9 protein-coding genes and 7 pseudogenes are annotated in these 11,944 nt (G+C 39.4%); 4 read left to right on the top strand and 12 right to left on the bottom strand.

Annotated elements, in window-relative coordinates:
• Positions 1-120, top strand: a pseudogene (locus FTU72_RS15390) (IS30 family transposase); the annotation flags it as partial.
• Positions 121-362: 242 nt separating this feature from the next.
• Here the strand turns inward: FTU72_RS15390 and FTU72_RS15385 are convergent.
• Together FTU72_RS15385 and FTU72_RS15380 are read right to left on the bottom strand one after the other, a co-directional pair.
• A pseudogene (locus FTU72_RS15385) lies at positions 363-479 on the bottom strand (transposase); the annotation flags it as partial.
• Positions 480-529: 50 nt separating this feature from the next.
• A complete protein-coding gene (locus tag FTU72_RS15380; RefSeq protein WP_004647716.1) occupies positions 530-1,735 on the bottom strand; it encodes an integrase arm-type DNA-binding domain-containing protein in 1,206 nt (401 codons plus the stop codon).
• 302 nt (positions 1,736-2,037) lie between these two features.
• Between FTU72_RS15380 and FTU72_RS15375 the strand changes: the two genes are divergently transcribed.
• A complete protein-coding gene (locus FTU72_RS15375; protein WP_166134641.1) occupies positions 2,038-2,469 on the top strand; it encodes a PPC domain-containing protein in 432 nt (143 codons plus the stop codon).
• A gap of 118 nt (positions 2,470-2,587) precedes the next feature.
• Here the strand turns inward: FTU72_RS15375 and FTU72_RS15370 are convergent.
• Positions 2,588-3,490 (bottom strand): annotated as a pseudogene (locus FTU72_RS15370) (IS481 family transposase); the annotation flags it as partial.
• 125 nt (positions 3,491-3,615) lie between these two features.
• Here FTU72_RS15370 and FTU72_RS15365 point away from each other — a divergent pair.
• Positions 3,616-3,858: pseudogene (locus FTU72_RS15365) on the top strand (transposase); the annotation flags it as partial.
• 135 nt (positions 3,859-3,993) lie between these two features.
• Here the strand turns inward: FTU72_RS15365 and FTU72_RS15360 are convergent.
• Complete coding sequence (locus FTU72_RS15360; protein WP_166134638.1) at positions 3,994-4,344, bottom strand: hypothetical protein; 351 nt, start codon at positions 4,342-4,344, stop codon at positions 3,994-3,996.
• Between the two features lie 150 nt (positions 4,345-4,494).
• Positions 4,495-4,994, bottom strand: a pseudogene (locus FTU72_RS15355) (IS3 family transposase); the annotation flags it as partial.
• 160 nt (positions 4,995-5,154) lie between these two features.
• Between FTU72_RS15355 and FTU72_RS15350 the strand changes: the two are divergent.
• Positions 5,155-5,334, top strand: a pseudogene (locus FTU72_RS15350) (IS481 family transposase); the annotation flags it as partial.
• Positions 5,335-5,428: 94 nt separating this feature from the next.
• Here FTU72_RS15350 and bioD read toward each other — a convergent pair.
• From bioD to FTU72_RS15315, 7 genes and pseudogenes are all read right to left on the bottom strand, one after another.
• Positions 5,429-6,094, bottom strand: coding sequence for a dethiobiotin synthase (gene bioD / locus FTU72_RS15345; RefSeq protein WP_166134635.1), 666 nt, complete (start codon positions 6,092-6,094; stop codon positions 5,429-5,431).
• A complete protein-coding gene (gene bioC, locus FTU72_RS15340) occupies positions 6,091-6,876 on the bottom strand; it encodes a malonyl-ACP O-methyltransferase BioC (protein ID WP_166134632.1) in 786 nt (261 codons plus the stop codon). The genes bioD and bioC overlap by 4 nt, the downstream gene beginning before the upstream one ends.
• A complete protein-coding gene (locus tag FTU72_RS15335; protein WP_114541439.1) occupies positions 6,843-8,012 on the bottom strand; it encodes an 8-amino-7-oxononanoate synthase in 1,170 nt (389 codons plus the stop codon). Before FTU72_RS15335 ends, bioC begins: the two co-directional genes overlap by 34 nt.
• Positions 8,009-9,289: an adenosylmethionine--8-amino-7-oxononanoate transaminase gene (gene bioA / locus FTU72_RS15330; protein ID WP_166134629.1), complete on the bottom strand. Its 1,281-nt coding sequence runs from the start codon at positions 9,287-9,289 to the stop codon at positions 8,009-8,011. The genes FTU72_RS15335 and bioA overlap by 4 nt, the downstream gene beginning before the upstream one ends.
• 88 nt (positions 9,290-9,377) lie before the next feature.
• Positions 9,378-10,088 (bottom strand): alpha/beta hydrolase, encoded by a 711-nt coding sequence (locus FTU72_RS15325; RefSeq protein WP_166134626.1) that lies wholly within the window; start codon positions 10,086-10,088, stop codon positions 9,378-9,380.
• A gap of 66 nt (positions 10,089-10,154) precedes the next feature.
• Positions 10,155-11,144, bottom strand: a complete 990-nt coding sequence (gene bioB / locus FTU72_RS15320) for a biotin synthase BioB (RefSeq protein ID WP_004812090.1) — start codon at positions 11,142-11,144, stop codon at positions 10,155-10,157.
• Positions 11,145-11,429: 285 nt separating this feature from the next.
• A pseudogene (locus FTU72_RS15315) lies at positions 11,430-11,944 on the bottom strand (IS3 family transposase); the annotation flags it as partial.

The raw sequence follows: 11,944 nt of genomic DNA, 5'->3' as shown, positions 1-11,944 counted from the left end.
TCAAACGAACAAATAGAGCAGATAGAATTTGCACTCAACCATCGTCCTAGAAAAACACTAGGTTGGTATACACCGAGTGAAGTTATGGCTGGTTTTTATACTGTTGCACTTGCCGCTTGAATCCGCCTTCTGCTTTAATCGCAGCAAGTGCTACCTTAGCTTTAAAATCATTTGAATGATTTCTTCTTGGTCTACGTGCCATAAAATACTCCATATATTGGTGTTTATAACATCATTTGGGGAGCAAAATATCACTTATAAGTGTTGTTCAAATTTCCTGATCCACCTCTAAATCCGACCAAAATTAAAAAATAGGCATGGGATTCAGCGGACGCTTACCGAGTTAAGAGAAATCATTATTGTGAACAGACTATTTCTCTAAGTTGATTCATCACAACATGTAATTTATAGCCATAGAACCGGCCCATTGAGCTTTTACCACGAGATGCAATTTTAGATAATGATTTATGGCGGTGAATAGGTTTGTGCAACAAAGCCTATTCTAATTAAAACTTGGATTTCATAACCATTAATTTACAGTACAACTATCAATAAAATCGCCCCACCATTGCATCATTTCCATACGCTGATTAAAATATTCTGCATGATTATAACTTGCACGGGTTTTATTTTTATCAGTATGAGATAGCTGTGCTTCAATCCAATTTGATTGAAATAAACCGGATTCATTTAATATGGTACTAAATGTCGATCGTAACCCATGAGAAGTTAATTCATTTTTAGTATATCCCATTTTTCTGATAATCAAGTTCAGGGTATTAAAATGAATAGGTTTATTATTGTTTCGGGGGCTAGAAAACACATATTTTTCGCCATGAGACCAAACGAGTGCTGATTTCACAACTTCAAGTGCTTGATCAGATAGTGGAACAAAAAAATCAGGGATATCATGACCTAAAATAACCTTTCTTCTATATTGTTTAATATGTAAGGCTGGTATTTTCCATATTTTTTTATCTAGATCGAAGTGATGTGGTTCACAAAGCAATAATTCTCCACCACGGACGCCTGTATATAATTTAAATAACAGGGCTTTTTTAATAATAGGATCTGTATTAATCTGATTTAATTTAGCTAAGAAATTAGATAGTTCATCTGAATTTAAATGAGGATAGTTTTTCTTAATCTTATTGTTGACTAATATTTTATGAAGTCCATGTGCAATATTATATTCACAATACCCCATCGCTACCGCATAATCATAAATCTGATTTAAATAACTATAGGCTTTCTTTACAGGTTCTTTTACATTTCTAGATTCTATATTTTTAATAATCTTAACTAGATCATATCTTTTAATTTCCATAAATGGCATTAGTCCAATATTTGGATAAACATCCTGATCTAAACATTTTTTTGCGAGCTGAATTACACCGCATCGTGGTTCATCTTCAAAGGAATTTTTAATTTTAAATTCTAACCACTCTTCACAAATATCCTGAAAAGTTTTGATGTATTTTTTATGCAGTGGTTTATTTTCATAATTATTAAATTTATATTCATCCCGGACTGATCTGGCCTCTTTCAAGGACATTACAGGATATTCACCCAACTTCATGCGAGGACGTTTATTTGTCCCTGCAAGTGAATAGCGGTAACTCCAAGATTTACGTCCGTTTGGTTCTACCTTCAAACTTAAGCCGTCATCATCTGCCAGAAAATAGATTTTTTCCTTTGGTTTAGCTTGACGTACCTTAATTTCAGTAAGACTCATGAATTTTTAACCTAACCACAAATGGCACTGCTCAATTCAATTATAGCAAATTTAAGCGATATTCATATGATGCGTATCATACGCATCACATATTTTTATAAGTAATTGTTAAATAAAATTTATATTTAGATTGGTTATTCCATAGTAACCAATTAATTAACCATTAATTTTGCAAGTCTTAAATTGGCATTTGAAGTGCAACCCCATGTTATGACTATTCACATTTCTGCTCCATGATTCATGGTTACTTATTAGTTATGTTATTATGTCAAGAGCGATACAAGAATTAGGGTAACCTTATTATGGAAATAGCGAATACGAAATTACTAGCTGGCGCTTTGATAGCCCTAACTTTAACTATAGTTAGCCCTGTCTTACTTGCAAATGATAACAATGATATACGGAAGACTATTGTAGTTAAGTTTGCTAAAAAAGCTTACTCTGCAAATTATTACGGAAGGATAGATGGATACAAGTATGATTCCTACAAATTTTATGCTAAAAAAGGGCAAAAGTTAAAAGTGAAGTTGACTGGAGGAAATGTTGAAGCTTACTTATGGGGTAATCAATTAAAAGACTCCATCAATCTTGGAGAATATTCTCCAGAGCTTGATGATAATGGTATTTATATTTTACCTGCTTCAGGTGAGTATGAAATTAGAGTATTACAACCTAGATCACAGGCAAGAAAAGATAAAAAACCTCAATACTGGATGAGTATTGACATTAAATAAAGACTTGCTAGATTTTTTTAAGCTTTTATAACAGGGTTCAAAAACTATTGCCAGTTAAACGGGGCGTGATTTTTATTCATATGTTTTTATATTAGTAAAAATGATATAGATACGTAACTCATAGAGATCGTTTCAATTTAACAATCTCTAAATACATCTTGTCATTGGCATGTTGAATCCGTTCATTTGAGGAGTCGTATTGCTTCTGGACTTCATCTAAGAAAGGAGTTTCTTCACATAATTCAAGTACCTTTCCATCGGTGTTTTATCTTTCAAAGCTGAATGTGGTCTCATCCAGTTATAGTAATGCTGCCATTCTGCCAGTTTGCTCTGAATTTCCTCTGAATCGATATCTACAGTAGCGTAGAACTCAGATTCATCAGTCTTTTGTGAGCGCTACCTTGCCATTCAGATGAGGTGAACCCGGTTTATTCGGCCTAAATTTGATCCCATACTGCATCATTTTTTCTGTACTTTTTCAGCAAAGAATTCTCGTCCACGATCGGTCCGTATTCGCTGTATGGGAAAAGGCATTTATTCAATTACACAGTTAAAAAGTCGAGTGTATTCGCAGCTGTTCGGCGTTTATATATCCTTAAAATGCGATATCGTGTGCAGTCATCGATAGATGTGTACTGATATAGTCCAGGACCCAGTTTACAGGTATCCATTTGAATTCTATCGCCTGGTAATGGACGTTCATAACAAATGTAATCTACTTTACGACGGAATTTTTTAATCGGTTTGACTTAATGGGTGGATAGTACTTTATGGATAGTCGCCAAGGACAACGAGACTCCGTGCAGCTCATTAATTCGGTTTGCAAACGTCGAGCACCAAGATTTCTAGCTGAGCGCATTTCCAATATTAAAGCTTCTAGCTCAGCATTGATTTTAGTATTTGGCGATTTCAAGGGACATTTACTATGACTACCTAATCCATCAATACCTTGTTCAAAATATCATTTCCACCACTTGCGTAAAGTTGGTCTAGAAATACCACATCTTCGACAAACCAGGCCGTAAGCGTCCGCTGAATCCCATGCCTATTTTTTAATTTTGGTCGGATTTAGAGGTGGATCAGGAAATTTGAACAACACTTATAAGTGATATTTTGCTCCCCAAATGATGTTATAAACATCAATATATGGAGTATTTTATGGCACGTAGACCAAGAAGAAATCATTCAAATGATTTTAAAGCTAAGGTAGCACTTGCTGCGATTAAAGCAGAAAAAACACTTGCTGAATTGAGTGCTGAATTTGATGTTCATCAAAACCAAATTATCGACTGGAAAAATCAACTGATTTCAGCTTCCTCGCAAGCTTTCGATCAATCAAAAGCTCCAACAGAACCACCCATCGATCTAAAAAAACTACATGCAAAAGTCGCATCTCATGTTTGAATTCACCCATTAACAGAGTGCGAATTAGTCCTTGATCATGTTTGACCACATTTCAAGGAATAGTGTCCAACTTTCGGTATGTAGATTATGGTGTGGGGTTCTCTTAAAGTTTAAACCTTATTATTTTACTTCAGTAATGCTGATTGGCTGGTCTTTTACAAATTCAACAACCCCTTCACCACGTTTAAAGTGAATTGAAACTCCATTATTATTAGCTAAACGAATACCACTACCAGCAACTGTTTGCTTTAAACTATATACCATGCCTGAGTTATCAGTCATTAAAGCAGTTTCAAAGTTATCCGATGATTTCAGAAAAATTAATAAACCATTTGGACCAGAAAATTTAAGGACCTGCGTATCAGCTGAAGTATTGCTTGTAGCCTTATCTTGTAAAGTTTCAGTCTTTGGACTCGAAGTACACCCAGTCATTGCTAAAACTAACAAAGTTAAACTTAGAAAATATTTCATTTAACTACCTTTTTCATCTGTAAATCATAGGTGTATTTATACTAATTGTTATAATTTAACAATAAAACAGATATTACTTTTTTTTACATAAAAAAGCCATAAATCGCATTTTGAACCTTACCGGATTTATCGGAGATTTTTTTATTTAAGTTAGGCCACCTGACCTAACGGGTTAATCTTATCATAGTACATTGCTTCAAACTCAAAAGGCGATACATAACCTAGTGCACTGTGTACATGCTTTTTATTAAACCAATCTACCCAATTTAATGTCGCAAGTTGTACATCTGCTAAACTTTGCCAATCTGCTTTTAAATATTCAATCATCTCTGTTTTGTATAAGCCATTCACTGTTTCAGCCAAAGCATTATCGTATGAGTCCCCGTTGTACCGATTGATGCTCGTAAATTTTCTGCTCCTAAACGATTGGTATAGCGAATGGAAAGGTATTGAACACCTCTATGGGAATGATGAATCACATTCCTTGGCATACCTCAATCGTGCAATGCTTGCTCCAGTGCATCGAGCACCATATCTGTATTCATACGTGTTGATACTTTCCATCCAACAATTGCTCGTGAGAACACATCAATAATAAAGGCGGTATAGACCCAGCCTGAATTTGTTTGAATATACGTAAAGTCACTCACCTGAGATACCGTCTTGGTAGTCAATCAATAATTGAACCGCTCTATCTCTGATTTCAGGGGTATATTTTACTTTTTTCATCGGAACACTACGCTTCGCTACGTCGTGCGAAGCAATGCTTCTCATCTCAGGAAAGTTGGTCTCCGACAAACCCGGTACGGTTCATTCAGGAAGAAGCTTTATAGCTCATTGGAAGAATTACAGGTTGATCTAGACGATTGGCTGAAATTCTATAATACTGAACGGACTCATCAAGGAAAAATGTGCTGTGGTCGTACACCACTTGAAACTTTACTTGATGGAAAACGGATTTGGGCTGAGAAAAATTTAGCTCAAATTTAACCTGACAGGCACAATAAAAAATGGGTAACTGTCAGATCAGGTTTGAGCTAGTACAATTTAAGCATTCATATCAGCCCCTCTGTAAGCTGATCATTTACTCATGGATAGACGGGGCTAAATTTAAAGCTGGAATATCAACCCATGTCGTATCAGCAAAATCACGCTGCAAATACTGTTTTAAGTAAGCAATGGTATCTTCAGCGATCAAGGGATCTTTGGAGTTATCTGCATGATTAAAAGCAATGGCATGTAATCGAATCCCGCGGAGTTTTAACAACTCAAGACTCAGCAAGGTATGATTAATACTACCCAAACGCCCTGAAGTGACCAGAATCACCGGATAATTATGTGTCTGAATATAATCAATAGTTAGGAACTCTTCGGTTAAGGGCACCATTAGACCACCTGCACCTTCCAGCAAAATACAGTCATAGCCCGCAGCCAGCTGTTCGGTGGCCTGCTGAATCTGTTCAAAATTAATGGCTCTCCCATCTAGACGCGCAGCAAGATGCGGTGAAGCCGGATACGTAAAAATTTCCGGCATGGTCAGTTTTTGCTGGTCTTCCGGTAACAGTCCACAACCCATAATTGCACGATGCTGTTCGATATCTTCTGATATATCGACATTTCCGGTCTGGATCAGCTTTTGGGTTATAGTACGAATACCCTGCTCATTCCAAATTTTGGCCAAGAAACCAGTAGTAAAGGTTTTACCAATTGCGGTATCAATGCCGCTGACAAAATAAATCTGTGCGCTCATGCTGTCTTCCGTGCAATGACATAAATCGGATGATAAGTAAGTACATACTGTTTGCTTTTAGGATCTTGGAATTGTTGATAGCCGGTATAAAAATCCTGTAATGACGATTTTGTCCACCGAAACCCCTGTGCCGTCGCCTGCACACCAGTGGCTTTGATATGCTGTAACACCTGTTTCGGATGCTCAAAATATAAGGTCATCTGTTTTTCTATCTGCAGCAGAATATCAAAGCCTAAGGATTGGAGCAGTTCACAGACCTTCGCTAAAGGCAGATAATCCAAGCCCTGTCCGGTCAGTGCCTTAATTTCCTTTAAATTATTCTCAGTATAACTGGCAAAACACAGATGCCCAGAGGGATTTAAGACCTCCGCAATGTTGAGCAATAATGCTTTTAAATCCGAGATCCATTGCAATGCAGAACAAGACAACACCATGTCCAGAGACTGAGGCAGTGGCAAGGTTTCAATATTACCAATCTCCCACAAAAGCCGATTAGCTTCCGGGAAGTGCTGCTTCACTTCGACATATAGGTCATTTAAAAATAAATGATCAAAGCTATAATGCTGCATAAAAAGCCGGGTAAACAATCCTGAACCGCAGCCAATTTCCAATACCCGTTGCAAATGTGGTTGTGCCACATGCTGCTGCATGAAATGCATCAACTCTGCAGCTACGGTACTTTGTACCAGCGCATGCTGTTCATAACTGAGATTTGCCTGAGCAAAACGCTGGGCAATCTGTTTGCTGTTCATCGCGGTAAATTCCTCAGCACCTGCAGACATGCGTCCAGCTCATCCGCAGAAATGTTCTGGTTCAGGGAAATTCTGAGTCTGGAGGTGTTGGCAGGAACCGTTGGCGGACGTACTGGCAGCACATAAAACCCCTGCTGTTGCATAATTTCAGTCGCCTGAATGGTGCGTTTTGCCTCACCAATCAGTACCGGCACAATTTGCGAGGTTGACGGACAGTGATATCCCAAGTCTTGAATGCCCTGCTGACAGCGTACAGCCAATGCTGCCAAATGTACTCGTTCTGCCTGAAGCTGCTCTACCTTTTGAAAAATAAATCTAGTCCAGGCCATACATAGTGGCGGCTGGGCGGTACTAAAAATTAAAGGTCGCATGCTATTGATCAGATAGTCACGAATCACTGGCGCACAGACCAGATAACCACCAACTGAAGCCAAAGCCTTGCCAAAGGTACCGACTAGGAAATCAATTTGATCCAATACTTGATACTGTTCTGCGCAGCCCAATCCACGTTCACCGCGCACACCAATTGCATGTGCCTCATCGACATAAAGCATGACTTTTGCAAACTGCTGTTTTAATGCCACCAAAGCAGCTAAATCTGTTTCATCCCCATCCATACTGAAAATTGATTCAGTTACCACAATGATGCGCTGGATAGATTCATCTGACTGATATTTTTCTAAAAACTGAGTCAAATGCTGCAGGTCATTATGGCGGTAACGCACATAGCCAGCTTTAGATAAACGAATCCCGTCGATAATACTGGCATGTACCAGTTTGTCAGCAATGATCATGGTTTTAGCATTACTGAGCGCAGGAAGAATCCCGATATTCATGTGATAACCACTATTAAACAGCAGTACTGAACGTCCAAAAGCCTGTGACATCTGTGCTTCAAGTTGTTCAAAATTGGGAAAGTTTCCTGTCAGTAAACGTGAAGAGCTTGAACTCATATATCGCTCAGACATCGGCGTGAGGTCAAAAAATTCTTCACGTAGCGTTAAGTTGGATGCCAGACCTAAATAGTCATTGGATGCCAGATTCAGCATCTCTTGGCCATTGAGTTGCAATCGTGGCTGGCTAGAAATATTGGACTTAAACTGGCGATATTGCCCTTGCTGTTTCAAGTCATCTAGCTGCTGCTGGAAATGCTCAAGATGGTTCATGCTACTGCCTCTATCTGCTGAATCATCTCCCGCATATGCTTTAATAAAGTTTCAAGTTGCTGTGTTGAAATTACATATGGCGGCATGACATAGACCAGACGGCCAAAAGGACGAATCCAGACGCCACGGCATACACATTCAGCCTGAAAACGCGCCAAATCAATAGTTTGATGTAGCTCAACCACGCCAATTGCGCCGAGAACACGCACATCTTTGACTTGTGCCAAGGATTTTAAATCCAGTAAATACTGTTCTAGTGTACTTTCAATCTGTTGAATACGCGTCTGCCAGTCTTGAGCCAGTAACAACTGGGTACTTTTTAATGCGACCGCACAGGCCAACGGATTAGCCATAAAAGTTGGGCCATGCATGAACACACCCGCTTCACCACTTGAAATCGTCTGTGCTACATGGCGAGTGGTTAAGGTCGCTGACAAGGTCATATAACCACCAGTCAATGCCTTACCGATACACATAATGTCTGGTGTGACCTGAGCGTGCTCATAAGCAAATAGTTTTCCAGTGCGGCCAAAACCGGTGGCAATTTCATCTAAAATCAGCAGTACATCGTACTTTTCACACAACAACTTAGCTTGCTTTAAATATTCTGGATGATAGAAACGCATCCCGCCTGCACCTTGCACAATCGGCTCAATGATCATGGCAGCAATCTGTTGATGCTGCTGTACCAGCAGGCGCTCAAGTGGCTGTATATCTTCGGGTTGCCATGCCCCATCAAAACGGCTTTGAGGTGCCGGAACAAATAAACGGTTCGGCAAACTCGAACCAAAAATTTGATGCATACCAGTTACAGGATCACAAACCGACATGGCATTCCAGGTGTCGCCATGATAGCCAGAGCGTGTGGTAACAAAGTTAGTTTTTTGTGGTTGCTGACGTGCATTCCAATATTGCACAGCCATTTTCAACGCCACCTCAACCGCGACCGAGCCGGAATCGGCAAAGAAAATTTTATCCAGTTCAGGCGCCGTGATCTCGAGTAGCAGTTTAGATACATCAATCGCAGGCTGATGAGTCAAACCACCAAACATGATATGTGACATCGACTCTAATTGTTTTGTTACGGCCTGATTGAGTTCAGAATGATTATAACCGTGAATTGTGCACCACCAGGACGACATGCCATCAATCAGCTCGGTACCATCTTCAAGTTCAATGACTGCACCATGTGCAGCTTTAACTTTGTAACATGGCAACGGTTGTGTCATGGAGGTATAAGGATGCCAAATATGCTGTTGATCAAAAGCGTCCTGCACAGAATTTACCCCAATTATTAAAACTAAAACTGATCTTAGCGCGTTAAATCTGAAAATAAAACGTCAAGAACTACCAATCTCTTTTTGCTTAAGCCAGATCGGCTAAAAATTTTAAAATTGGCTCAACGAGTAAATTGGTATCAAAAAGGATGGCATCGTGCGTGCCCTGTATTTTTACCAAATTCAGATTTTGGGTTGTTAAAAACACAGATTCTTGACTAACTTTGTAAGGAACCAACATATCATTCTCAGAAAATATAAATAGCATCTTGACTGAATGATTTTTTAAGATATCCACTAGATTTAATTGCTGCAATAGATAAAGATGCTTAACCTGATAGTTTAAATCAATACTATTTAACTGTTGGTGCAATAATTTTGTACGTTCACGCGCTGCTGCGCCAGCTAAAGTGACCAAGGTACAGAAGCGCTGCATCCCGCGTTTTGGATCAGCCAGTATGGAGGATTTAAATTGTGTATATTGTTCAACTGGCATTGCCTGTGGCCATGCTTCGTTGGCCACGAAACAGGGATTTGACATACAGCAAATCACTGGCTTGGCAATTTTCAGTTGTTGCTGGATTTCATTAGCCAGCAAAAGTGCCAACTGTCCACCCAAAGACCACCCCATCAAGACATCAAACGAACTCGCCTGCCTGACTTTTTCGGCCAAAAGACTTTCTACGTTAGGATCGAAAATATCCCATACTTTAACTTGATGCTGCTGCCGCAACTGTTCTACAAACGGGGTTAAGACCGCTGTTCCTAGCCCCCAACCCGTAATCATCAGTATCTTCATTTTGTCTGTTCCAATAAAAAAGGGACCAATTCAAGTTGAAATGATCCCTGTTTGTTACACGATTAATTAAGCAGGTTGCATCGCATCTACAGCCAATTCTTTAGCTGTTTTCTTGGCAGCTTCAGCTTTTAAGCCTAATTTAGCAAACAAGGCTTTGTCTTTACCTTCACCACTGTTCGGGGCAGTAAGCAATTTATCACCTGAAAATAATGAGTTAGCTCCAGCCATAAATGCCAGTGCCTGATCAGAGTCAGAGAGAGATTCACGACCTGCCGACAAGCGGATATAACTCTTCGGCATAATAATCCGTGCTACCGCAATAGTACGAATCCAGTCAATCACATCCAGTTTTTCAACATCGGCCAGTGGTGTGCCTTCAATAGGAACCAGCATATTTATGGGCACCGAACCCGGGTGAATCGGCATAGTCGCTAGTTCAAATAACAAACCGACTCGGTCTTGTACGCCTTCGCCCAAGCCGACAATACCGCCACTACAGACATTAATTCCGGCATTACGCACATGATCAAGCGTATTTAAGCGGTCATCAAAGCTACGTGTACTGATGACATTGGCATAATATTCACGTGAGGTATCAAGGTTGTGGTTATAATAATCTAGCCCTGCATCTTTCAGACGTTCCGCTTGTGAGGCATTCAGCATTCCTAGGGTCATACAGGTTTCCATGCCCAGTTTCTTGACTTCCTGCACCAGTTCCAGCACATACGGCATATCGCGTTCATGCGGATTACGCCATGCTGCGCCCATGCAGAAACGGGTCGAACCGGAAGCTTTGGCCTGTTTGGCTTCAGCAATCGCCTTTTGTACTTCTACGCGTTTTTCAATTTCCAGATCAGTATCGTAATGTGCAGATTGCGAACAGTATTTACAATCTTCCGGACAACGGCCCGTTTTAATTGAAAGCAGAGTACTGACCTGAACAGTATTCGGTTCAAAGTTTTGGCGATGAATTTGCTGTGCCTGAAACAGTAAATCCATTAAAGGCAAGTCATAAATTTCTTGTATTTCGGCACGTGACCAATCATTACGGATCATCTTGTCTGCATCATCTAAAATTCCATTGAGTAAATCATACGCTGTTTTTTTTATTTTTCTTTAGCGTTTTCTTTCATATTCATTGCCTGCTTAAAATAGCTTTAGTGTATCAAGCTATTTTGAAAGCTTATTTAACTCGAATCCTGCTTAAGCCGATGATTCCTTAATTTGAATTGTTGGCTTATTTTGATGAGTGAGTTGATATGCACATAGTGAGGTGTAAAAGAGGTGGTCCCACATGTTTGAACAACTAAAAGCTTATTTATAAGTGATACTCTGCTCTAGTTAAGCTACCTTATTTTGTTGTGGTAGCTGGTCATAGTAAAACTCATCTGGAGTCATTTTGTCCAGACTCGAATGAGGTCGTTTCAAATTATAAAATTCAAAATATGCGTTTTATTGCTTCTTCGCATCCAAAACATTGCTGTAGGCTTTGAGATACACCTCTTCATATTTAACGCTCCGCCATAATCGTTCAACCATCACATTATCAACCCATCGACCTTTACCATCCATACTGATTTGAATGCCATTTGATTTCAATACATCAATAAATGCATCACTGGTAAACTGACTGCCTTGGTCTGTATTAAATATTTCAGGTCGACCATATTTTTCAATAGCTTCATTTAATGTTTCTATGCAAAATGTAACCTCCATACTAATCGATACTCTATGCGCAAGTACCTTGCGGCTATGCCAATCAATCACAGCACATAAATAAACAAAGCCTTTTGCCATAGGGATATACGTTATATCCGTAGACCACACTTGATTACTGCGCTGAATAGCCAATCCTT

The sequence above is a fragment of the Acinetobacter sp. YH12137 genome (genome assembly GCF_013418535.1).
Classification (GTDB): domain Bacteria; phylum Pseudomonadota; class Gammaproteobacteria; order Pseudomonadales; family Moraxellaceae; genus Acinetobacter.
Note: the sequence above shows the minus strand (reverse complement) of the source record. Positions and strands in the feature narration are given on the sequence as shown.

What these genes read in the sequence shown, in the direction of transcription:
- FTU72_RS15375 (WP_166134641.1), top strand. Translation starts at nt 2,038, where the DNA reads ATGGAAATAGCGAATACGAAATTACTAGCTGGCGCTTTGATAGCCCTA.
- FTU72_RS15360 (WP_166134638.1), bottom strand. Translation starts at nt 4,344, where the DNA reads ATGAAATATTTTCTAAGTTTAACTTTGTTAGTTTTAGCAATGACTGGG.
- bioC (WP_166134632.1), bottom strand. Translation starts at nt 6,876, where the DNA reads ATGTCTGCAGGTGCTGAGGAATTTACCGCGATGAACAGCAAACAGATT.
- bioD (WP_166134635.1), bottom strand. Translation starts at nt 6,094, where the DNA reads ATGAGCGCACAGATTTATTTTGTCAGCGGCATTGATACCGCAATTGGT.
- FTU72_RS15335 (WP_114541439.1), bottom strand. Translation starts at nt 8,012, where the DNA reads ATGAACCATCTTGAGCATTTCCAGCAGCAGCTAGATGACTTGAAACAG.
- FTU72_RS15380 (WP_004647716.1), bottom strand. Translation starts at nt 1,735, where the DNA reads ATGAGTCTTACTGAAATTAAGGTACGTCAAGCTAAACCAAAGGAAAAA.
- bioB (WP_004812090.1), bottom strand. Translation starts at nt 11,144, where the DNA reads ATGATCCGTAATGATTGGTCACGTGCCGAAATACAAGAAATTTATGAC.
- FTU72_RS15325 (WP_166134626.1), bottom strand. Translation starts at nt 10,088, where the DNA reads ATGAAGATACTGATGATTACGGGTTGGGGGCTAGGAACAGCGGTCTTA.